We start from the raw sequence: 21,965 nt of genomic DNA, 5'->3' as shown, positions 1-21,965 counted from the left end.
GGAGAGAACGGTTAAATGCAAACCAACACCAGTCACTGATTTTTGATTCAATCTAAAATTTCGGGTACGGGCAGTTGTTCAACCTCTGCTTGAAACCGGCTATGACTATAGCGTTCAGCATGTAGCTCTCATGTAGCCCTAAGGTGCGATAGCGAATCGATACCTCTGGGAATTGCTGGCATTGAAAAAATCTCTGCAGAACGCAATATCGCGAGTTGCAGAATTACACGGGCAGCCCACCTCTACAGTGCTACCTTGTTCCCTCTCTTTTGCACTGCCAAGACGTTAATCACTTGTTAGGGTGCCAGGGCAACAATCGGTCTGTTTCTTTTTTAACCACGGCGTAACACTCGCAGCAAAGTGTTTCAAGGCGCGGACGGTCTAGCACGCTAATGTGTCCACGATGATATTCGATCACGCCGAGTTTCTGTAGCTTGCCCGCAGCAGTGGTTACCCCTTCGCGCCGAACGCCGAGCATATTGGCAATCAGTTCCTGAGTCATGATTAATTGATTACCCGGCAGGCGGTCCAGTGATAGCAGCAGCCAGCGGCATAATTGCTGGTCGATGGTATGGTGTCGATTGCACACGGCGGTTTGGGCCATCTGGGTGATCAGCGACTGCGTATAACGAAGCAGCAATAACAACAGGTCGCCGTGACGGTCAAACTCCTCCTTAAGGCGCCGCGCTGAGAGTTGCAGGGCAGAGCCAGCACTTTGCACCAAGGCGCGACTGGGGGTGCTTTCACCGCCCATAAACAAGCTCACTCCAATCAAGCCATCATTACCCACCACCGAAATTTCGGCAGACGCGCCATTTTCCGTTACGTTAAGCAGCGAGACGATGGCGTCAGTCGGAAAGAAAACCTGATGTTGAATCTCTCCTGACTCGTACAAGACTTTACCGAGTGGCAGCGTAACCGGTTTAAGGTAAGGAAACAGACGCTGTTGGACTTCATCGGGCAGGGCGGCCAATAAATGGTTTTGTTGTGGAGAAGGAGACATTTTTCATACCAGAGTGTTGTTTCAACGCCGTCATCCCAGAGAAATGACAGCGTATCTATGAAGTACAGTTGCTTGTCGGTGATTTGGCAAGTCGGTTAAACACTTCTTCGTATTGGCGCTTTATGTTTGTTAGCGCACCGACTCCCCCGAGGGGGGCTTATATCCTAAGTCTGTAATGGCCTAAATCCTTCCGAGTTATCAACAGGCTTTGGCTCTCCCTTTAAGTAACAAGACTGGGGAGCAATAGAGGGTATTCCTGTCGTTGTTGCTCTGCGAGTGATTTGGCGCCAACAGAGGAATATATGATGTCAAGCCAAAGCAACAATGATCAGAAAGATCCCTGGAATGGGAGTAATAAATCGGCATTTGACCTGGGTCGTCTGCTCCGTACCGGGTGGGTTCACTGCGGTTGTCACCTACCAGGTGGTAGTCGTACTAGGATCATCGTTCTAGCGGTGTTGGTGTTTAGCGGACTGAGTTTCTGGACTGCTTACTACACCGTGCCGAGTGATTCAGTGGCAGTGGTGCAGCGCTTCGGTAAGTATCTCTACGAGGTGCCACCGGGGTTGCATTTTAAACTGCCGCTGGGGATGGATATTGCTACCATCGTACCGGTCAAGCGGCAGTTGAAGCAGGAGTTTGGCTTTACTACCCCCGGCGCCAACGATCCCTACCAAAGCCCCCGCCCCCGTGATAAGAAGCGTGAAACCCAGATGGTCACCGGCGACCTCAACGCTGCGCTGGTGGAGTGGGTGGTGCAGTACCGCATCGCCGATCCGGTTAAGTTTCTATTTGAGGTACGCGAACCCGCTGAAACCCTGCGCTATGTGTCTGAATCGGTGATGCGCGAGGTGGTGGGCGACCGCACTGTTGACGAGGTGATTACCGTGGGGCGTCAGGAGATCGAGGTCGAAGCCCTGGACAAGATGCAGCGGCTCTCCAGCAAATACGTGATGGGAATCAGCATCGACCAGGTGCAACTGAAAAACATCAACCCGCCGCAGCCGGTGCAGGACTCGTTCAATGAGGTCAACCAGGCGCAGCAGGAAAAAGAGAAACTGATCAACGAGGCGCGGCGCGACTACAACAAGGTGATTCCCCTGGCTCAGGGTGAAAAAGATCAGCGAATTCGCGAGGCCGACGGCTACCGTCTCAAGCGGATAAACGAAGCCGAGGGTGATGCGTCGCGCTTTAGCGCGCTGCTGGCAGAGTACAGTAAGGCGCCGGAGGTGACCCGTCGACGCATCTATATTGAGACGCTGCAGGAGGTGCTGCCCAGCATCCAGACTCAGGTAATCGTCGACCAGCAGGCGGGCGGTATTTTGCCTTTGCTTAACCTGGGACCTGCCAACTTGGGAACGCCCCGCGGAGGTCGACCATGAACAGAATAAACTCAACCCTCATCCTGCTGCTGCCCCTGATGACCGGGTACCTGCTGTACAGCTCAGTCTACACAGTCAGCGAAGTTGAGCAGGTGATCATCACCCAGTTCGGCAAGCCGGTGGGAGAGCCTATCACCGAAGCGGGGCTGAAGCTCAAGCTACCGTTTATCCAAGAGGTCAACGCCATCGACAAGCGGGTACTCGAATGGGACGGTAAACCCTCGGACATGCCCACCAAGGACAAGCTTTATATCTCTGTCGACCTGTTCGCCCGTTGGCGCATCACCGATCCGTTGCAGTACTTCTTGCGCCTGCGTGATGAGCGTAGCGCTCAATCCCGGCTGGACGATATTCTCGGCAGCGAGACACGCAATGCGGTGGCTAAGCATGAATTGATTGAGATCATACGTACAACGAAGGATCGGGTGCCGCTGCGTGATGCGTTATTGAGCGGCGGGGGACGCTCCCTGGATACCAGCGCTTGGGTGGCGATCCAGAAGGGGCGTAAGCAGGTGGAAGCCGAGATATTCGTGGCGGCGGCTGAAAAGGTGCGGGTGTTTGGCATCGAGCTGCTTGATATCCGCTTCAAACGGATCAATTACAACGAAAGCGTACGTCCTAAAATCTACGACAGGATGATCAGTGAACGGCGCCAGATCGCCGAACGCTTTCTATCCGAGGGTAACGGGGAGGCGGCGCGTATCCGTGGCGACCGGGTGCGTGACCTGAACAAGATCCAGTCTGAAGCCTACCGCCAAGTGGAGGAGATACGCGGCCTGGCCGATGCTAAGGCCACGGAAATCTACGCCCGTGCCTACAATCAGAGCCCCGCAGCGGTGGACTTTTACCAGTTCACCCGCAGCCTGCAAGCCTACAAAACGGTAATCGGACAAAACACCACCCTGGTGCTGTCTACTGACAGCGAACTGTTCAAGTATCTGCAGGGCATGGCACCGGTTGGCCCCAGGGTACCGGAGAAAGTGAAGGTCACGCTGCCGTAATCGCTGGCGATGTAAGGTTGGCTATAACTAGAGTCGCCTGTACAGCCAGACCCTCACCGGAGAGTAAACAATGACTCATACTACGGATCAACCCTCCCCGTTTCAGCGCATCCTGCAGGTGGGTAGCGAAGCTTACCTCTACTATGCACTGCCCGCCGCCTACGCGGCCTACGGCCAGTGCGGCGACCTGTCGCGGCTGCCTTTTGCCTTGAAGATTGTGTTGGAAAACCTGTTGCGACACGGGCAGGATGAGCAGGCCACGCGTGCCTCAATCGAGGCACTGGGCGACTGGATTAAAACAGGCAAGTCGATCAAGGAAATCAGCTTTATGCCAGCACGCATCCTGATGCAGGACTTTACCGGAGTACCGGCATTGGTGGACCTGGCAGCGATGCGCGATGTCATGGCCGAGGCTGGAGGCGATCCGGGCCGGATCAGCCCGCAGATTCCAGTGGACCTGGTGATCGATCACTCAGTCACCGTGGATCGTGCCGGCGACGAGGGGGCCTTTGATGAGAACGTACGCCAGGAGATGCTACGCAACCACGAGCGTTACACTTTTCTGCGCTGGGGGCAGGCTGCATTCGAAAACGTCCGCGTGGTGCCCCCGGGCACCGGGATCTGTCATCAGGTCAATCTGGAGTACCTCGGGCAGGTGGTGTGGACGCAGGCGCTGGATACTGGCGAGCAGCTGGCTTATCCCGACACTCTGGTGGGGATGGACAGTCATACCACTATGATCAACGGGCTTGGCATTCTGGGCTGGGGAGTGGGCGGAATTGAGGCGGAGGCGGCGATGCTCGGTCAAGCGATCAGCCTGCAACTGCCGCGGGTGGTCGGCGTCGAGCTTAGTGGTCGGCTGCCGCCGGGCAGCACCGCCACCGACCTGGTACTACGGGTAACCGAGATGCTGCGTCAGCAAGGTGTAGTCGGCTGCTTTGTCGAATTTTTTGGCAGCGGTCTGAGCAGTCTGAGTCTGCCTGATCGCGCCACCATCGCCAACATGGCACCGGAATATGGTGCCACCTGCGGACTTTTCCCCATCGATGTTGAGACCTTGCGCTATCTCATCCTGACCGGGCGCGATCCGCAGCAGGTCGCCCTGGTAGAAGCCTACGCCCGCGCCCAGGGGTTCTGGCACGATGATACGTCGCCACGCGCCACCTACAGCGTAGAGCTGACGCTGGATCTTACTGATATCAAACCCTGCGTTGCCGGACCGCGACGCCCCCAGGATCGGGTGGCGCTGTCGGATGTGGCCGCGGCCTTCCGGCAGTTTGCCCAGGCTCAAGGGAAAGCACAGGGGCAGGCGCAGGAGCGCCCAGCTGACAATCCACCTCGCACCCATGCTGTACTTGGCAAATCCTTCAGGTTGCAAGAGGGGGCGGTGGTGATTGCGGCGATTACCAGCTGCACCAACACCTCCAATCCCACGGTAATGATGGCTGCCGGTCTATTGGCGCGCAATGCGCGTCGACGTGGTCTGCAGATCGCCCCCTGGGTTAAGACCTCCCTGGCACCGGGGTCCAAGGTGGTGACCGATTACCTACAGGCGGCTGGCCTGCAAGCGGAGCTGGATCAGCTAGGTTTCAACCTGGTGGGTTACGGTTGCACTACCTGTATCGGTAATTCCGGTCCTCTGGATCCCGCCATTGCCGGTACCATTAGCCAGCAAAAGATCAATGTCTGCGCAGTGCTGTCCGGCAACCGTAACTTTGAGGGGCGGATTCACCCACAGGTAACCGCCAGTTTTCTCTGCTCACCGCCGCTGGTGGTGGCCTATGCCCTGGCGGGTCGGGTTGATCTGGACCTGACCCGCGATCCGCTGGGTCTGGATCCTCAGGGCCAACCGGTGTTCCTGAGCGACCTGTGGCCCGACGCCGAGGAGATCGCCGCCACCGTTGCTGCTCACGTAAACCAAGTTCAGTTTCGGCAACGCTACGCGGACGTCTTCACCGGCACCCGCCACTGGCAGGCATTGGCGATCAGCGATAGCCAGCGCTATCCCTGGGACAGCAACAGTACTTACGTACGCTATCCCAGCTATTTTGACGGCCTGCAACCGGCGCCACCCGTTGTTGAAGATATTGTTGAGGCGCGTATCCTGGCACTGCTCGGTGACAGTGTGACTACCGACCATATATCACCGGCCGGCAGTATCGACGAGGACAGTCCTGCGGGTGCCTACCTGCAATGCCATGGTGTCGAGCCAGCAGCGTTCAATTCCTACGGCAGTCGCCGCGGCAACCACGAGGTGATGATGCGCGGCACCTTCGCGAATCCGCGGCTGCAGAATTTGATGACGCCGCAACAGCGCGGCGGGGTGACGCGGTTAGCCCCCTCCCCAGAAATAGTCAGTATCTTCGCCGCTGCCCAGCATTTTCAGCAACAGGGAGTTCCGCTGGTGGTGTTTGCCGGGGCGGAATACGGTACCGGCTCCTCTCGTGACTGGGCTGCTAAGGGGCCGAGCTTGCTCGGTGTGCGCGCGGTGATCGCCGAGAGCTTTGAACGGATTCACCGCTCCAATTTAATCGGCATGGGGATATTGCCCCTGCAACTGGAATCGGAAATTGGTCTCGCCGTACTGAAACTGACCGGTGACGAGTGCATCAGTATCGCAGGATTGGCGGAGATGACGCCGGGGAGCGATGTCAGCATTAAAATTCAGCCCGAGCGCGGTAATCCCAGGGTAGTCAAGACCCGCTGCCGGATCGATACCCAGGATGAGCTGAGATTCTTCCATCACGGCGGCATTCTGCACTGCCGGTTACGTGAACTGATCGCAGCGTCCATCGCCAAGCCGTTGAGCGATGCGTGAGGGTTTAAGGCGGTGTCTTGAGGCCAACGCGCACCACCCAACCGCAATCGAATAAAACAGGTAACTTATGCAACATCATGGCCCGTAGTTCGTCCTTCATGGCACCCCGATATCGCCGGGATTGGCGCAGGGGATTATCCACGTCCATCATGATCTGCTTGGGTCGATCGATACACCGGTGGACATAGCCCACAGTCAGGTCGAACAGGAGCTGGCCCGACTGGATTTTGCCACTGCGGGCATATCGGAGGATCTGGTGGTACTGGCGACACGGGTGGAAAAAGAGATCGACTCGCGTCTCTCTGAGGTGTTTGGGTCGCACCGACTGATGCTCAATGACCCGTCGCTGCAGCAGGAGTTGAGGAGAGAGGTCGTCGACAACCTGCTCTGCGCCAGCAGCGCCGTAAAGGCGGTTTTCCTGCGCTGGGAAAGCCGGTTTCTGGCGTTGGAGTCACAGATTGCCCGGGAAAAAGGCGATGATATGCGCGACCTATCGATACGGCTGCGCAATGCTCTGGCGGGCATTACGGTTCATCCTCTCGATGAGATTCCCCAAGGGGGCATCCTGGTCGCCTCGAGATTGCTACACTCTGATGCCGTTTTTCTCGCCCATCGTGCCATCGCCGCCGTGCTACTCGAACACGGCCGTAGCGGCTCCCACGCGGCCCTGCTTGTTCGTCAGATGGGCTTGCCCTGCATCTCGGGTATTTCTGATCTGTTGAATTCAGTGCCGAGCGGTACCTATGCACTGGTGGATGCCGATGCGGGAACCGTCACGGTTCGGCCAAAGAGCACGCAGCTGATCGCTTTCCAGCGCCTCACCAAAGAAAAAGCGCAGGCCTATCGCGTAGCGCGAGAAAATGCCCGCCAACCAGCCGTCACCCAAGATGGCGTGATGATCTCGGTGGTCGCCAATGTGGGGAGCAGCAATGATACCGAACTGGCGATGCGCAACGGTGCCGAAGGCGTGGGCCTATACCGAATGGAACAGGCCTATTTGGGGCGCACGACCCCACCCAATACCGCTGAACTGGTTGGTGAAATGACTCAGGTACTGGCGGCGGCGAAGGGCCGCTCGGTCTGCGTGCGGCTGCTGGATGTGGGTGCCGACAAGCCCTTGCCGTTTTTGGCGTTCTTTGCTGAATCCAATCCCGCACTGGGGCGAAGGGGGATTCGCTTGCTGCGCGCGTACCCGGAGCTGCTCAAAACCCAGCTGCGCGCGGTGATGGCGTTGTCCCGCGACTTCGATATGCGGATTTTGGTGCCGATGGTGTCACTGCCCGAAGATATGGCCGCCGTAAAAGAGATGCTGGAGCTGCTCTGGCCGAAGGCGACCGCTCCCAAGATCGGCGCCATGATCGAAACCCCCGCGGCAGCGCTATCGGCGCGGGCGATTGCCGAGTACGCCGATTTTCTGAGCTTCGGCACCAACGACCTGACCCAGTACACCTTTGCCGCCGACCGGGATAACGCGGCGGTGGAGCGCTATTTCGACGATGCATCGGCCGTTATATTCCGCTTACTTCGCCTGGTTCACGATGACGTTCCCCTGATGCCGCTCTCCGTATGCGGTGAGCTGGCGGGACGACCTGAACATGTGGCCCAACTGTTAGCGTGCGGGATCCGCACCTTCAGTGTTGCGGCCCCTCTGGTTCCGATCGTCAAAGCGGCCATCCGACATTGCTCATGTCATCCCGATTGAAAGTTGTTACAGGGTTATCTCTCGATGACCGCGGTAGACCATAATTATAAGAATTTAACAGGGTTGTTGTTGGACCAATTAACCCGTCCGATGCCGCTCACTAAGAGCGTGTGAAAAGACTCGGTACAGCAGATAGCTAATGGCGCTTGGCGCCGGAACGATTTTTATGATGACAGATCCGCCAACAAATCCAGAATCCACCGGGTTACCGAAGGAGCTTGTTGATCGGCTGAAGAACCCTTTTGTACGCTTTTTGCACATCGAGTCCGCAAGTGGATCGATTCTCTTATTGTTTACCATTGCTGCACTGATTCTATCGAACTCGCCCTGGGGTACTTCGTTCGAACATGCTTGGGAGATGCGGGTGGGACTTCAGTTCGGCTCTTTTGAATTTGGTCGTTCGCTGCGTGAGTGGATCAATGATGGTCTGATGACGTTGTTTTTCTTTCTTGTCGCGTTGGAGCTCAAGCGGGAGTTAATTCTTGGGGAGTTGAATAAGCCGCGCCAGGCTGCACTCTCCCTAGCCGCGGCCCTCGGCGGTATGATCCTCCCAGCTGGCATCTATCTGACACTGCAATCGGGGCAGGCCGGTCAGTCTGGGTGGGGCACTGTCATGGCAACTGACACGGCGTTTGTGATTGGCTGTCTGGCGGTGCTCGGCGCGCGCATCCCTCAATGTTTGCGGGTATTTATGCTGTCGTTGGCGATTGTTGACGATATCGGCGCCATACTGGTCGTCGCGATTGGCTATAGCAGTCATATTGCCTGGTGGCCTTTGGTGTTGGCTGCGCTGGGTTTACTGATTACGCGCGCCATGTCAGTACTTGGCGTGCGCGGGTTTCTACTCTACCTATTGGTCGGTGTATTCATCTGGCTTGCCGTGGATGCATCCGGTATCCACTCCACCATCACAGGTGTCATACTCGGTTTAATGACGCCCGCGCGGCGCTGGGTGAGTGACAAACGGCTTTATGCGATATTGGGTCAGGTGATTTCCCATCCAGACAGTGACGAAACCGGTCGAGACACGAAGGACCGAAAAACGTTGCAGATTGCCGAAGTAGCTGCGCGTGAATCACTGTCTCCGGTAGAACGTCTGGAGATAACACTACACCCGTGGGTGGCTTTTGCCATCATGCCACTATTTGCATTTGCCAACGCAGGCTTGCCACTCACGTTCAGTGGCATTGATAGCTCGGTTACAGGGGCAATATTCTTAGGCTTCGTGTTGGGTAAGCCCTTAGGTATTCTGTTTTTTACCTGGCTGGCAGTGTGCTCACACATCGCCATATTTCCTCCGGGACTCAATTGGCGGCTGCTGGTTGGTGGCAGCTTTCTCGCCGGAATCGGCTTCACCATGGCGTTGTTTATTGCAAATATAGCTTTCAGCGAAAACCTGATTGACAGCGCTAAGCTGGGAATCTTCCTCGCATCCGTTGTTTCTGCAGTGGTGGGTCTAGCATTGTTGATGCGGTTGCCAGAGCGCGGGAGAACCTCGTGACGGCGTAGCTGCCGAAGGCTACTCATCTCTGCAGAGTGCGGTGACTACGAACGTAGTTGGTTTTGTCAGTGTCCACACAGAGAAAGATGACATCCATTAAGAATGTCTGGTCTAGCCTTGCCGCTTGGCTAAGGGCCGTATTGTCGATATTGCTGAAGCCATTTTCTATGGCTGAGAGGTGTCTATTAAACTAGGGGCGATTCATACAACATCCCGCATTGTATATGGAACCTGAAAGCGAACGCCAAATAAAGGAAGCCTTTCAGGAAAGCTTTAAAGATCGCTTGGAGCGTTTAGGGTTGGTGATGATTAATCAACGGCGCGATAAGAAAACGGGCGATCTTATGATGAATCGTGCAACAGGCAAGCCCACAGGTTCTAAGTGGCTGACCCCTTTGGGGCGCTTATTGCTTGAGCAAATGGGATTATTAGATAAAGGAGATTCGACGAGCAGTCCGGGCAACTGAAGCGTTTCAGCGTTGACACTTCGTTGACAACGGAAAGAATAACAACAAGCTTCGAGAATAGCATCGAGTCGGGAAAAGCCTTTAGTTTCAAGGCTTATAGGTGGTACCAGCGGCCGGACTCGAACCGGCACACCCGTTAAGGCGGGGGATTTTGAATTCAGTAAGTTTTTATAACTATTTGATATTTATTAATATATTTTGATTAATATATAGTCATACAACAAATCATACAACTTGGTGCTTTGTTTTGGCTGAAAATACATGGATAGAAGAAGGCTTGGCAATCTACCGCCAGACGCAGACTAGTCGGGTTTGGTGGGTAAGAATGCGAATTTGTAAACAAGAGGTCCGGCTGAGTCTAAAAGTTCAGGATAAGGCTGAAGCATACAAGAAAGCCTTGAAGCTGAAAGGTAGTTACGAACTTGCTGCTGAACAGGGAATGGAACTTAATATACTAAAAACCCGCCTATCTGTTGTGATTGAGAAAGTGATAGCGAATATCACTGGTGCCCAGAACAAATCTGATAATACAAAGGTCATTGTGCGGGTGCTGAACAGTATTTCTGAAGGATACGGTAAGACAGATACTTCCAAGATAGATAATCAGTTCTTGATTGATTATTACAATGCTATCAGCTTCAACGATACCCTTCTTACCAATACAAATTTCGCGTGGCGATTGATTATAGAGTATCTAGCTGATTATAAATTAAATGATAAGAACCTGAGAATTCCCAAGAAGGTTGAGACTAAGCAAAAGAAACGAAGGGACCATTTTGAAAAAACGGAAAAGGAGCTGATTTTAAGCTCTATCGATTCATTTATTGAAGCGTCAGGGAACTACAAAACAAGGCAGATTCGACATGTACTCAAGGCCGTAATTCATTTCATGTTGTTAAGCGGTGTTAGGCCCGGTGAAGAGATATTTGGTATTAGACTTGAAGATATTACGGTCTCAAAAGTGGCTTATGATTATGAGGTGCTGGTTAATATTACTAAGGGCAAGACAGAGAAGAGGTTAGGGCGTGAGATTAGGGTTAGCAGTGACATTCTTCCTATATTTGAGGAACTCTGTGAGTTGAAGTTTGGAGTTGGTTTGAATGAGGCCCGAAAACGTTATAAGCGCAGGCATTTGTTTTTTGTTCAGTACGAAGGTAAGCCAGAGACAAAGCCTGCACTAAATGACCCGTTTTCTAAGTTGATAGGCTATGTTCAGTCAATCAGTGACGTGGAAATAAAAGATAATCACAACTTTACCCCCTATTCTCTAAGGCATACTTATATTACTGAAAAATTATTGAACTCAAAGGCGAAAATATCAGAAATAGCACTTCACTGCGGTACTTCTGTAGAAATGATTGAAGGCACTTATCAGCACATTCTTAGTCGCATGGTGCATGACAACCTTGAGTCTGATAGATTGACTGATGAAGAGCGGGCAATGAAAGAATATAGGATTTACTCAAGCTAATAAATTTAAAGGGATTTGTATGAAAACGTTATTGGAGCATTTGGGTTGGAACTCTTCTCATTTGGATAAATCGGGGTCTTATGCGTGTATAGATACAGACCCAGCGAGCTTAGAAATACTATTTAAGTCACACAAAGACGCAACTGCCCAAAGTGCGGCAGTTCTCTCTTCATTTATTGAAACTGGAGATATTCTTCAGTTCTCAAAAGCCCTTCAGTTTCAGAAGATGGAAGCTCGATTAGGTCTGAACCCTCTTCTTTGGGTGTTTTGGATATTTGAACAGGTCTACTCATTGGTTAAGAGTGATTATAAACGCCTAAATATAATGGAACTTTCTTTGGAAGGATTCAGTAGTAACCCGTCGAACAAGATTGAAGACTTTCCATTTGATAAGCCGCTTAAAGTTTTCTTTATTATTGCTAACCATAATACGGCAAGAATGTTTGGAAAAAATATAGGGATTGTTCTTCAAGATACTGAGAAAGACGAGTTGTGGGGAATGAACTTTGATGCTTTCTGTAATGTATCGCTGATTCAAATTGAAAAGTCTGTAACAGATTCTTAGATAGGGATTTTCTAGTGAAAAAGGCCATAGCGGTAGTAGTAATAATTACTTTTGTAGTTGGCTTCTATGTGGTGACGCAGCCTGTAGAGGAAACACCTGAAAATGGTTATCTGCTTGGTTACGAGCTGGGATCAAAAATTCCGGTAAAATCTAAGAACGAATTGATTTTCTTCCCTTTCTTTAAGGAAGCTCATGTTGAAATTATTGAGCCTAGATTTGGTAATCCTTTTGAGTATATTTCATTGGCGGTGACGCCCAAAACTCATGAGCTTTATCGTGTGACTCATTTCTCATGGTTTCCTACTCACAAAGAGGGGCGAGAATTTTTCAATCAGGTTGGTGCTTTATATCAAGCTACATATAACAAACCTGAACATGCTGCAAAGTGCACCTCTTATTTATGGCAGACTTGCTCGTTCAAGTTGGGCGACCTGAAGTTAGAAATGACGCTGTTTGAGAACATGCCCGGCCCAGACGAACGTTTAGCGAAACATTTAGATCCAAAGATTTTTGCCCGAAAGGAAATGACTATTCAGGAAATTTTTGAAATGCCTGAAGAGTTAAAGGGCAAGGCGCAATTTATTCTCTCACTAGAATACGATAAGAAAGGAACGACTCATAAACAACTTCTGGAGCGCAACAATAAAGAATATGACGAGTTGGTGGTTGAGGAGTTATCTTCTGAGTCAAATTTGGCCCCGTTGACAAAACATTAGTAAATTAGAAATTGATTTACTTTCTGCGCCTTCTTCTCTTTCTCATAGGAGAAGGTTTTGGGCGGGATTCTCTTAATGATTCAATACCCAGAACGCTTAGGTCATACTCTATAGGCGAATAATCGGCCTCAATAGAAGAGGGGTATGGTGCTAGCGGTTTGTTGGGCTCTGAAAGGCCGTGCTGAAGCTTATCTTCAGTGTTACTCAGCTGTTCTATAGAACGTTTCAGTGATTTTTCTTTTCTCTCTAGATAGTCAACAATTGTTGACTTGTCTTTCCTTTTGGATGCTTTTTTAACTCCGCGAGTGTAGCCAAGGTCTTTGAAATGTTTGTATGCAATATCTTGCAGCGAGGAGGTAAAGCCAGAATTTTTATCTAGAGTTCTGAGAGGTTGTTTTCCAGTGGAAAAGTCATAATTGAAGAACTCACAGTGCGCATGGTAGTTATTTCTTATCTGGCTTTGGTCATGGATTTGTGTTGGGTCTGTTTCGGGTGTATGCCCATGACCTTCGTCCATATGAAAGTTAAATCCAAAGTATGTTAGGCCGAATGTTCTTTGAACTTCTTTCCCGAATCTGCGGATTCTGTCAGATATAAGCCTTTCAAATTTTTTCTTACCTAGTTTCTTTATTATAAAGTCTGTTCTTGCGCGGCTAAAAATTAGAACATTGTCGAACAGTAAGTTAGAACTTTTTTTAAAGCTAGAGTTGTTAGGGGTTTTGGATTTTTTCTGTTCTTCTGCTTTGGCTTTTACTTGGTGGAATAATCCAATTAAATTTTTACTCCCAAAATTGTCATTGGTTAGGTAGGGATAAGCGTTGCGATTTTTTTTGAATACGCGGTTTATATGGTTTAACAGTATTTCTGCGTTTGATAATTTGTAATATTTCCCTTTGCATGCGATTTTGTTCATCTTTAAAAAAATTGTTTATTATTTTTATTTAATCATGTATTTAAAAACTGTCAATGCTTCGAGCGTTGTTTTAGCGCACTAAAGCAACGTGGTACGTTGCGTGCGATAGGGGCAGGCCCCTATAACCCAAAAAATCTTATAGATTTTTTCATCATTCAGAAGAGAAGTTTTGACGTTATAGGTGGTAGGTTTTATCTGATTTTTTATGTTTTTTTCTAATTGGTGGGGTTAGAGCTGTTAACTATTTGGATTAATTTATTTTATTTTTTTGATTAGATGGTATTGATTTTTTTGTTTCATGTGTTCTTATTTTAGGGTGTTCATTAATAAAAGGAGAATATATGAAAGAAATTATTGAAAAAGAAGTAGTTATACAGGTTGATGAAGAAGGGCAGTTAATAAGGGAAGAGAAAAAGGTTGTTTATAAGAAAAGCCGAGAGGATAAATTTGTTAAATTCTACGTTACGGATTTGTCCGGTCTAGCAGGAGTTTCGGCTACAGGTTTGTTGTATCAGCTCCTATCACGAATGGACTATGACGGCACTGTATCTCTTAGTGTTGTTGATAAGAGGCAGATATCTGCTGAGTTGGGTGTGTCGCTAGGTGTTATAGATAATCAGCTTCAGAAGCTCAAAAAGAAAGATTTAATCAGGTCGTTTGATCGAGGCGTATTTATTGTTAATCCTTTTTATTTTGCTCGCGGTAGTTGGTCGGTAATTGAAAAAAAGCGAGAGAAATGGGGTAAGGCTACAGTCAGAAATATAAAAGAAAGTGTATCGGAAAAGGTTGGGGGTGTTGATTTTGTCGCTGAAGATGATGATTTTATTTAAAAGTAAATATCCCCCTCTAGCTTTTTGGGCTATAGGGGGTGGTTTTTATAGTGATTGGACTCGTAAAAGTCGAGAAATGATAGATTCCATAAATTTGTTATAATCATTTTTGTTTTCGATCCAATTGGGTTCTTCTAAAATGAACTTTTCTAGGTCTTTATCTTTTTCTAGTCTTTTGAAATCATAAGCTGTTTCAATCTTTATAAATGATAGAAATTGAATAATTGTGCTTTTTTCTTCGATTTCTATTTTTTCAACTGCGCTTTTTTGAACAAAGTCTCTAGCAGGTTTTAGATTATTATTTAATTTTATTTCTTTTTCCACTTCTACTATTTTTTCAAATGTCTCAAGTGCTTCATTAAATTCTATAAGTTTGTTTTCCATATATTATCTCCTTTATGACTAATGGAGATAATATTATATTTTATAATTAAATTAATTTCAATCATATTATAATATTTTTGTCAATTATTATTTATGTAATTAATATTATCTAGGTAATCTCTCAGTAATTTTATTTGTATTACTCTGTGGGTGTATAGGGTTGAAGTTCCGCAGTGTAAATGGCAATTTTTGTTTCTGGTTTCTAGTATGAAGTTGCTATTTCCGATTTCTTCGACAGCTTTCTTTAATGATGAAAAAGCTTCGGTTCTGTCTTCTTTTAGGGGAATGGCTTGGGTGAGCCCTTCCTCTATCGCGGAGTAAAGGCATTTGATTTCAATGCTTGTTCCTTGCCTCATTTTTGAGGTTATACCTGAATCGTAATATGGAGAGGCTTCAAGGGAGCATTGTTCTTGTTGGGTTGTAGGTGCTTCTTTGCTCCATGCGCTGATGCTCAACAACGTTATTGAAGCTAGTGTCAGTGTCCGTACTGTTTTCATTGAGTCTATCCTTGTGTTTGTTTAGCCTAGGGATTGATATTAAATACTATCGTGCAAAAAGGAGTTTTGGGATATGTTGTATGTTCTTTTTTTTCTGGCGCTGACGTTTGGATTGATTTCTGCACGAGTTCACACTATTGCTGCTAGGGGAGGGTATTTTCACCCCGGTTTTGGTTCTCTCGCGTTCAAGGGAATGGCTATGGTATCTGCATTCGCGGTAATCGTGTGGGGTTTTATAAATTTTGATTGGTATGTGCCTATTGTTGCTTTTATTGCTGCGAGTATTCTTAATGGAGCTGTTGTAACAGCTGGGAATTGGGATAAGCACTTTAGTGTAGTGGCTGGACATGATTTGGTTGCCACGGTTTTGTGTATATCTTTGTATGTTGTAACTTATGCTCTTTGATATTGAAGAGTCATATATAAGATTTGATATTTTTAATATACAAAGCTTTGTATTTTTTCTATATGCCTGGTTGTATAGAAAGATACAAAAAGTGATATGTGTTTTTGAAGAAAAAAAGACAAAAAAAGCCCATTTCATGGGCTTTTTAGGGAATTAGGGGTGATGGTACCAGCGGCCGGACTCGAACCGGCACACCTGTTAGGGCGGGGGATTTTGACGCTCAAAAATCTACACGTTTTCACGGTAGTCGGACTATATTATCACCTCAAATAAATGAGGGCTGGGCGCTGTTTCACTCAGCTACTAAACTAAGCTACTTCCTGTTATTAAGCATGTCGCCATGCTCAGGTAGTCTCTGAACCTTCTCTCTCTGAGAGCTTGGATGCTGATTGGCATAGATTAAAAATCCTTAGCTTTCCCAGCAGTTCACCCAGTTTTTCTCACTTGCAATTACTCGCAAGGGGGACTCTGTTTATTAAAGACACTGGCTTACGCTAATCCCCTGTGTCTACCAATTCCACCACGCTGGCACAATCATACAACCTCATACAACTTGGGTCTGGGGCTGTATAAAGAGTTAAAACTCTTTAATATCAGAGCCTTATATCACATTAAGCTCTATATTCAAAGAATTTTGAATCCCCTGTGTCTACCAATTTCACCACGCTGGCACAGTGAGGGCGTATTATAGGTAGGTTTCACGATGCGTCAATCACTTAGTGGTCATTTTTCTGCAAAAAATTCGCAATTCCGTTAGAATGCGCGGTCTTCAAATTGCGAGTGTAAGTACGCTGCATGCAGGTAAAAGATTTTCATTTCGAGCTTCCTGAAGAGCTGATTGCGAGTTTTCCGCTGGAAGAACGCACCCAGAGCCGTTTGTTGTGTCTGGACGGTAACAGCGGTGAGCTGAATCACCGCCACTTTGCCGATGTGCTGGATAGGGTGCAGCCAGGTGATCTGGTGGTGTTTAACGACACCCGTGTGATTCCTGCACGTCTGTTTGGCCAGAAAGAGAGTGGCGGCAAGGTTGAGGTGCTGATCGAGCGTTTGCTGGATGATAAACGTGCGTTGGCGCATATCCGTTCCAGTCGTTCACCAAAGCCGGGTGCCAGGCTGAGTCTGGAAGGCGGCATCGAAGCGCTGATGGTGGCGCGTCACGATAAGCTGTTCGAGCTGGAGTTTCAGCTGGACGGCCATGTGATTGATGCGCTGGAGCAGCACGGCCATATGCCGCTGCCGCCGTATATGAAGCGCGAAGACCAGTTGTCTGACCGTGAACGTTACCAGACGGTATATAACGCCAAGCCTGGTGCTGTAGCCGCCCCTACCGCCGGATTGCACTTCGATGAAGCGCTGCTGGCCAAGCTGGAAGAAAAAGGCGTTGAGAAAGCCTTTGTGACGCTGCACGTGGGTGCGGGTACCTTCCAGCCGGTGAAAGTCGACAGCATCGACGAGCACAAAATGCACGCTGAATATATCGAGGTCAGCGCAGCAGTGTGCGAGCAGGTGAAGGCGACCAAAGCGCGTGGCGGTCGGGTAATTGCGGTGGGTACCACCAGTGTGCGTTGCCTGGAGACTGCATCCCAAAGCGGTGAAATTAAGCCGTATATGGGCGACACCGATATCTTTATCTATCCCGGTTACGACTACCGTGTGGTAGACGTGCTAATTACCAATTTCCATCTACCGGAGTCCACGCTGTTGATGCTGGTGAGTGCCTTTGCGGGGTACGAGCATGTGATGCAGGCATACAAGGTGGCGGTAGAGGAGCGTTACCGTTTCTTCAGTTACGGTGATGCGATGTTTATTACCCGCAAGAGCGGGTCTTTGGAGGCAAAGTGAGCCGAGAATGTTTCATGAAGTTTGAGAAGCTGGGCGAAGACGGTAAAGCCCGTCGCGGCCGCCTCTCATTTCCACGCGGCGATGTGGAAACGCCGGCGTTTATGCCGGTGGGTACCTACGGTACCGTCAAAGGTATGCTGCCACGTGATGTGGAAGCGACCGGTGCCCAGATCTGTCTGGGCAACACCTTTCACCTGATGTTGCGTCCGGGTACCGAGATCATCAAACAACACGGTGATCTGCACGACTTTATGCAGTGGAAAGGACCGATTCTGACCGATTCCGGTGGTTTCCAGGTCTTCAGTCTCGGCAATATGCGTAAGATCACCGAAGAGGGGGTGACCTTCCAGTCTCCGGTTAATGGTGACAAGGTGGTGCTGAGCCCGGAAAAATCGATGGAGGTGCAGCGCGATCTGGGTTCCGACATCGTCATGATCTTTGACGAGTGCACCCCGTACCCGGCCACTGAAAACGAAGCGGCGCAGTCTATGCGACTGTCTCTGCGTTGGGCGGAACGCTCCAAGAACGCCCACGGCGATAGTCCGTCGGCGCTGTTTGGTATCGTGCAGGGGGGGATGTACGAACACCTGCGCGACGAATCCCTTGAGGGCCTGACCGAGATCGGCTTTGATGGCTACGCCATCGGCGGCCTGTCGGTGGGTGAGCCCAAAGAGGAGATGGTGAAGGTACTGGATCATCTGGCGTACAAAATGCCGGAAGACAAACCCCGTTACCTGATGGGAGTGGGCAAGCCGGAAGATATCGTTGAAGCGGTGCGCCGCGGTGTGGATATGTTCGACTGCGTAATGCCAACCCGTAACGCCCGTAACGGCTTCCTGTTTACCACGACCGGTATCGTAAAGATCCGTAATTCGTCTAATAAGACCGATACCCGTCCATTGGATGAAACATGTGAGTGTTATACCTGTCAGAACTTCAGTCGCTCCTACCTGCACCATCTGGACAAGTGCAAGGAGATCCTGGGTTCTCAGCTGAACACTATCCATAACCTGCACTACTATCAGGTGCTGATGGCTGGATTGCGCGAGGCTATTGAACAGGGTAAATTGAGCGACTTTGTTGACGAATTTTACCGTCTGCGAGGCCTTGAAACGCCGCCGCTTGACACCATATAAGTCAAAAGAACATTTATTATACGTTGTGGAGTAAGCTGAATGAGCTTCCTGATCTCTCCTGCATACGCAGAAGGCGCTGCTGTAGCACCCGATTCCGGTCTGTTTAACATTCTGTTCCTGGTCGGCTTCGGTCTGATCTTCTACTTCTTCATGTGGCGCCCACAGGCAAAACGTGCAAAAGAGCACCGCGAACTGGTGGGCGGCCTGGCGAAAGGTGACGAAGTGCTGACTGCGGGTGGTATTCTGGGCAAAGTGGTTAAGCTGAACGACGACTACGTTGTTCTGGAGGTAAGCGAAGGTACTGAGCTGACTTTCCAGAAAAATCACGTGTCTGCGGCACTTCCAAAAGGCACCCTGAAAAGCATCTGATGTAACGCTTAATAAGGAAACGCCACTTACAAAGTGGCGTTTTTGTATCTGATAGGGACAGGGCACTATGCTCAACCGATACCCCCTCTGGAAAAACCTGCTGGTCGTATTCGTACTGGCACTGGGTGCGTTATACGCTGCACCAAACCTCTATCCGGATGACCACGCCATACAGGTGACCGGCACCCGAGATATCTACACGGTCGATCAGAACCTGATGAGCCGTGTAACCAATGCCCTGGAAAAAGCGGGTGTTGAGATCAAATCCTCCGAGCTGAACGAACGTAACGGTCTGGTCCGTTTCCCGGATGGTGAAGCGCAGCTGAAGGCGAAAGACATTGTTGCCAGTGTTGTTGGCGATAACTACGTTGCAGCGCTTAACCTGGCGCAGACCACGCCGGAATGGCTGACCTCCATCGGCGCCGGTCCAATGAAGCTGGGTCTGGACCTGCGTGGCGGTGTGCACTTCCTGCTGGAAGTTGACCTGCCAACGGCGGTGGCGCAGAAGCTGGACAACTACAACTCCGAGATCAAGCGTAAGCTGCGGGACGAGAAGCTGCGTTACCGTACCGTGGATACTCTGGAGAACGGCGCGTTGGCGGTGAAGTTTCCGAAAATGGATACCCGCGATGAGGCGCTGAGTTTCCTGCGCAAGGAGTACCCGGATTTCCTAATCACCAACGATGACCGCGACGGTGCGTACTACGTGGTGGTGAACCTGTCTGAAGCCAAGATTCGCGAGATCGAAGACTACGCGCTGAAACAGAACCTGACGACCCTGCGTAACCGTGTGAACGAACTGGGTGTGGCCGAACCGCTGGTACAGCGTCAGGGTCGTAACCGTATCGTGGTTCAGCTACCGGGTATTCAGGACACTGCAGCGGCGAAGAAGATTATCGGTAAGACCGCAACGCTGGAGTTTCGCCTGGAAGCGAAGACGACCGCTTCCCGTGCGACCACCGAAACCTATGAATTCCGCAGTGAGCCGGGCCGCACAGCCGTGCTGGAAAAGGCGATTATCATCAAGGGTGATAACGTAGCCAACGCACAGGCGAGCTTCGATGAAAACGGCATGCCGCAGGTTAACATCAACCTGGATAGCCAGGGTGGCGAGCTGATGAACCGTACCACCCGCAACGCGGTTAAGCGTCGTATGGCGGTCCTGTTCGTAGAGGACAAAGAGCGTACGGTTACCAAGCAGGTGAACGGCGAGACCGTGACTGAGAAGGTTCGCTACCAGGAGAAGAAGATTATCTCCCTGGCGACCATCCAGTCCGTACTGGGTAACCAGTTCCGTATCACCGGCCTGGACGGTGCAGGTGAATCCTCCGAGCTGGCACTACTGCTACGTGCCGGTGCTCTGGCCGCGCCGATCTACTTCGTGGAAGAGCGCACCGTGGGGCCGAGCCTGGGGGCGGAAAACATCGAGCTGGGTTTGACCTCTGTACAGATTGGTTTTGCGCTGGTATTGATCTTCATGCTGGTGTACTACCGCGTGTTTGGTCTGCTGGCGAATGTGGCGCTGACCCTGAACCTGGTGTTGCTGGTGGCGGTGATGTCGATGTTGTCGGCAACCCTGACCCTGCCGGGGATCGCCGGTATCGTACTGACCGTAGGTATGGCCGTGGACGCCAACGTTTTGATCTTCTCCCGTATCAAGGAGGAGTTGAAGAACGGCTTGCCGCCGCAGTCTGCGATCCACGCCGGTTTCGAGCGCGCATTCACCACCATCTTTGATGCCAACATCACCACCCTGCTGGCGGCAGTGATCCTGTTCGCTATGGGTACCGGTCCGGTGAAAGGCTTCGCCATCACTCTGTCCGTGGGTATCCTGACCTCCATGTTCACTGCGATCATGGTCACCCGTGCACTGGTTAACCTGGCCTACGGTGGTCGCCAGCTTAAGAAGCTGTCGATCTGAGGGAGCAAAAGAGATGACTGAAAAGATTTTGAACTTCATGGGCCTGCGCAAAGTTGCGACAGTGTTCTCGGCAGTCCTACTGCTGATCTCGATCGGTTCCCTGGCGGTTAACGGCCTTAAAATGGGTCTGGACTTCACCGGCGGTAGCCTGGTGGAAGTGGGTTACGAACAGCCCGCTGACCTGAACCGAGTGCGTGGCCAGCTGGAAGCAGCGGGTTACGACGATGCAGTGGTACAGACCTTTGGTTCGCCGACCGACATCCTGATCCGTCTGGGCCAGGACCACGACCCGAAACTGGGTGACAAGGTGGTTGCTGCGCTGCAGGAAGGTGAAACTCAGGAGCTGACCCTGCGCCGTAACGAGTTCGTGGGTGCCCAGGTGGGTGAGGAGCTGCGCGAACAGGGTGGTCTGGGTATGTTGCTGGCACTGTTCATGATCATGGTGTACGTGGCGTTTCGCTTCCAGTTCAAGTTCTCTGTGGGTGCGGTATCGGCCTTGGCGCACGACGTACTGATCGTGCTGGGCTTCTTCTCTGTATTCCAGCTGGATTTCGACCTGACGGTGCTCGCAGCGGTGCTGGCGGTAATCGGTTACTCCCTCAACGATACCATCGTTGTGTCCGACCGTATCCGCGAGAACTTCCGCAAGGTACGTAAGGGATCAACAATCGAGATTATGAACATCTCCCTCAGTCAAACGCTGGGCCGTACCTTGGTGACCTCCTTGACCACCTTGCTGGTATTGGTTGCGCTGGCGGTGTTTGGCGGTGAGATGATCCATGGCTTCGCTGTTGCTCTGCTGGTCGGTGTGTTGATCGGTACCTACTCCTCCATCTACGTGGCGGCGAACGTACTGATCATGATGAACCTGACCAAGGAAGACCTGATGCCGCCGGAGAAGGAAGAGGAGGTCGACGACCGTCCTTAATTCCCTCCGAGCCAACAAAAAGCCAGCTAAATGCTGGCTTTTTTTGTTTTATGGCCGATAAAACACCTGCTAAGTGCCTGAAATGAAGATAGAAAGCACGACATGCGTTAGAC

20 protein-coding genes are annotated in these 21,965 nt (G+C 50.6%); 16 read left to right on the top strand and 4 right to left on the bottom strand.

Going from position 1 to position 21,965, the window contains the following annotated elements:
- Nucleotides 1-289: 289 nt before the first annotated feature.
- Entirely contained in the window at nt 290-1,003 is a 714-nt protein-coding gene (locus QKW35_RS05655; RefSeq protein WP_282351363.1) for a Crp/Fnr family transcriptional regulator, read from the bottom strand.
- Between the two features lie 302 nt (nt 1,004-1,305).
- On the opposite strand from QKW35_RS05655, the gene hflK reads away from it, so the two are divergent.
- The 9 genes from hflK (at nt 1,306) to QKW35_RS05610 (ending at nt 12,626) form a co-directional block, all read left to right on the top strand.
- Nucleotides 1,306-2,385: an FtsH protease activity modulator HflK gene (gene hflK, locus QKW35_RS05650; protein ID WP_282351362.1), complete on the top strand. Its 1,080-nt coding sequence runs from the start codon at nt 1,306-1,308 to the stop codon at nt 2,383-2,385.
- Nucleotides 2,382-3,386: a protease modulator HflC gene (gene hflC / locus QKW35_RS05645; protein ID WP_282351361.1), complete on the top strand. Its 1,005-nt coding sequence runs from the start codon at nt 2,382-2,384 to the stop codon at nt 3,384-3,386. The genes hflK and hflC overlap by 4 nt, the downstream gene beginning before the upstream one ends.
- A 70-nt stretch (nt 3,387-3,456) precedes the next feature.
- Entirely contained in the window at nt 3,457-6,204 is a 2,748-nt protein-coding gene (acnA, locus tag QKW35_RS05640) for an aconitate hydratase AcnA (protein ID WP_282351360.1), read from the top strand.
- 109 nt (nt 6,205-6,313) lie between these two features.
- Nucleotides 6,314-7,906 (top strand): phosphoenolpyruvate--protein phosphotransferase, encoded by a 1,593-nt coding sequence (gene ptsP / locus QKW35_RS05635; protein WP_282351472.1) that lies wholly within the window; start codon nt 6,314-6,316, stop codon nt 7,904-7,906.
- 139 nt (nt 7,907-8,045) lie between these two features.
- Nucleotides 8,046-9,407, top strand: a complete 1,362-nt coding sequence (gene nhaA / locus QKW35_RS05630) for a Na+/H+ antiporter NhaA (protein ID WP_282351359.1) — start codon at nt 8,046-8,048, stop codon at nt 9,405-9,407.
- A gap of 224 nt (nt 9,408-9,631) precedes the next feature.
- A complete protein-coding gene (locus QKW35_RS05625; protein ID WP_282351358.1) occupies nt 9,632-9,874 on the top strand; it encodes a hypothetical protein in 243 nt (80 codons plus the stop codon).
- Between the two features lie 247 nt (nt 9,875-10,121).
- A complete protein-coding gene (locus QKW35_RS05620; protein WP_282351357.1) occupies nt 10,122-11,345 on the top strand; it encodes a site-specific integrase in 1,224 nt (407 codons plus the stop codon).
- Between the two features lie 19 nt (nt 11,346-11,364).
- Nucleotides 11,365-11,910 carry a hypothetical protein gene (locus QKW35_RS05615; RefSeq protein WP_282351356.1) on the top strand — a complete coding sequence of 182 codons (546 nt, stop codon included), beginning with the start codon at nt 11,365-11,367 and terminating at the stop codon, nt 11,908-11,910.
- Nucleotides 11,911-11,924: 14 nt separating this feature from the next.
- Nucleotides 11,925-12,626 carry a hypothetical protein gene (locus tag QKW35_RS05610; protein ID WP_282351355.1) on the top strand — a complete coding sequence of 234 codons (702 nt, stop codon included), beginning with the start codon at nt 11,925-11,927 and terminating at the stop codon, nt 12,624-12,626.
- Between the two features lie 16 nt (nt 12,627-12,642).
- Here QKW35_RS05610 and QKW35_RS05605 read toward each other — a convergent pair whose 3' ends face one another.
- The gene (locus QKW35_RS05605; RefSeq protein WP_282351354.1) at nt 12,643-13,539 is read right to left on the bottom strand and encodes a hypothetical protein; all 897 of its coding nucleotides are present in this window, start codon (nt 13,537-13,539) and stop codon (nt 12,643-12,645) included.
- A 341-nt stretch (nt 13,540-13,880) separates the two neighbouring features.
- On the opposite strand from QKW35_RS05605, the gene QKW35_RS05600 reads away from it, so the two are divergent.
- Nucleotides 13,881-14,369, top strand: a complete 489-nt coding sequence (locus QKW35_RS05600) for a replication/maintenance protein RepL (protein WP_282351352.1) — start codon at nt 13,881-13,883, stop codon at nt 14,367-14,369.
- Between the two features lie 45 nt (nt 14,370-14,414).
- Here the strand turns inward: QKW35_RS05600 and QKW35_RS05595 are convergent, their stop codons facing one another.
- Both QKW35_RS05595 and QKW35_RS05590 read right to left on the bottom strand, forming a co-directional pair.
- Nucleotides 14,415-14,753 carry a hypothetical protein gene (locus QKW35_RS05595; protein WP_282351351.1) on the bottom strand — a complete coding sequence of 113 codons (339 nt, stop codon included), beginning with the start codon at nt 14,751-14,753 and terminating at the stop codon, nt 14,415-14,417.
- 80 nt (nt 14,754-14,833) lie between these two features.
- Nucleotides 14,834-15,250 (bottom strand): hypothetical protein, encoded by a 417-nt coding sequence (locus QKW35_RS05590; protein ID WP_282351350.1) that lies wholly within the window; start codon nt 15,248-15,250, stop codon nt 14,834-14,836.
- Nucleotides 15,251-15,323: 73 nt separating this feature from the next.
- On the opposite strand from QKW35_RS05590, the gene QKW35_RS05585 reads away from it, so the two are divergent.
- The 6 genes from QKW35_RS05585 (at nt 15,324) to secF (ending at nt 21,852) form a co-directional block, all read left to right on the top strand.
- Nucleotides 15,324-15,656 (top strand): hypothetical protein, encoded by a 333-nt coding sequence (locus QKW35_RS05585; protein ID WP_282351349.1) that lies wholly within the window; start codon nt 15,324-15,326, stop codon nt 15,654-15,656.
- A gap of 795 nt (nt 15,657-16,451) precedes the next feature.
- Complete coding sequence (gene queA, locus QKW35_RS05580; RefSeq protein WP_282351347.1) at nt 16,452-17,498, top strand: tRNA preQ1(34) S-adenosylmethionine ribosyltransferase-isomerase QueA; 1,047 nt, start codon at nt 16,452-16,454, stop codon at nt 17,496-17,498.
- A gap of 14 nt (nt 17,499-17,512) precedes the next feature.
- Nucleotides 17,513-18,634: a tRNA guanosine(34) transglycosylase Tgt gene (gene tgt, locus QKW35_RS05575; RefSeq protein WP_425607989.1), complete on the top strand. Its 1,122-nt coding sequence runs from the start codon at nt 17,513-17,515 to the stop codon at nt 18,632-18,634.
- A gap of 39 nt (nt 18,635-18,673) precedes the next feature.
- A complete protein-coding gene (yajC, locus tag QKW35_RS05570) occupies nt 18,674-19,003 on the top strand; it encodes a preprotein translocase subunit YajC (RefSeq protein WP_282351345.1) in 330 nt (109 codons plus the stop codon).
- A 67-nt stretch (nt 19,004-19,070) separates the two neighbouring features.
- Nucleotides 19,071-20,924, top strand: coding sequence for a protein translocase subunit SecD (gene secD, locus QKW35_RS05565; protein WP_282351344.1), 1,854 nt, complete (start codon nt 19,071-19,073; stop codon nt 20,922-20,924).
- Between the two features lie 13 nt (nt 20,925-20,937).
- A complete protein-coding gene (gene secF / locus QKW35_RS05560) occupies nt 20,938-21,852 on the top strand; it encodes a protein translocase subunit SecF (RefSeq protein WP_282351343.1) in 915 nt (304 codons plus the stop codon).
- Nucleotides 21,853-21,965: the final 113 nt, after the last annotated feature.

The sequence above is a fragment of the Pontibacterium granulatum genome, from assembly GCF_029961155.1.
GTDB classification, from domain to species: Bacteria; Pseudomonadota; Gammaproteobacteria; order Pseudomonadales; family Balneatricaceae; genus Pontibacterium; species Pontibacterium granulatum.
This window is presented reverse-complemented; position numbering and strand designations above follow the sequence as displayed.

Coding starts and splice junctions, on each gene's coding strand:
- QKW35_RS05615 (WP_282351356.1), top strand. CDS start 11,365: ATGAAAACGTTATTGGAGCATTTGGGTTGGAACTCTTCTCATTTGGAT.
- secD (WP_282351344.1), top strand. CDS start 19,071: ATGCTCAACCGATACCCCCTCTGGAAAAACCTGCTGGTCGTATTCGTA.
- secF (WP_282351343.1), top strand. CDS start 20,938: ATGACTGAAAAGATTTTGAACTTCATGGGCCTGCGCAAAGTTGCGACA.
- hflC (WP_282351361.1), top strand. CDS start 2,382: ATGAACAGAATAAACTCAACCCTCATCCTGCTGCTGCCCCTGATGACC.
- QKW35_RS05585 (WP_282351349.1), top strand. CDS start 15,324: ATGTTGTATGTTCTTTTTTTTCTGGCGCTGACGTTTGGATTGATTTCT.
- hflK (WP_282351362.1), top strand. CDS start 1,306: ATGATGTCAAGCCAAAGCAACAATGATCAGAAAGATCCCTGGAATGGG.
- QKW35_RS05655 (WP_282351363.1), bottom strand. CDS start 1,003: ATGTCTCCTTCTCCACAACAAAACCATTTATTGGCCGCCCTGCCCGAT.
- QKW35_RS05590 (WP_282351350.1), bottom strand. CDS start 15,250: ATGAAAACAGTACGGACACTGACACTAGCTTCAATAACGTTGTTGAGC.
- acnA (WP_282351360.1), top strand. CDS start 3,457: ATGACTCATACTACGGATCAACCCTCCCCGTTTCAGCGCATCCTGCAG.
- queA (WP_282351347.1), top strand. CDS start 16,452: ATGCAGGTAAAAGATTTTCATTTCGAGCTTCCTGAAGAGCTGATTGCG.
- tgt (WP_425607989.1), top strand. CDS start 17,513: ATGAAGTTTGAGAAGCTGGGCGAAGACGGTAAAGCCCGTCGCGGCCGC.
- yajC (WP_282351345.1), top strand. CDS start 18,674: ATGAGCTTCCTGATCTCTCCTGCATACGCAGAAGGCGCTGCTGTAGCA.
- QKW35_RS05595 (WP_282351351.1), bottom strand. CDS start 14,753: ATGGAAAACAAACTTATAGAATTTAATGAAGCACTTGAGACATTTGAA.
- nhaA (WP_282351359.1), top strand. CDS start 8,046: ATGGCGCTTGGCGCCGGAACGATTTTTATGATGACAGATCCGCCAACA.
- QKW35_RS05605 (WP_282351354.1), bottom strand. CDS start 13,539: ATGAACAAAATCGCATGCAAAGGGAAATATTACAAATTATCAAACGCA.
- QKW35_RS05600 (WP_282351352.1), top strand. CDS start 13,881: ATGAAAGAAATTATTGAAAAAGAAGTAGTTATACAGGTTGATGAAGAA.
- QKW35_RS05625 (WP_282351358.1), top strand. CDS start 9,632: ATGGAACCTGAAAGCGAACGCCAAATAAAGGAAGCCTTTCAGGAAAGC.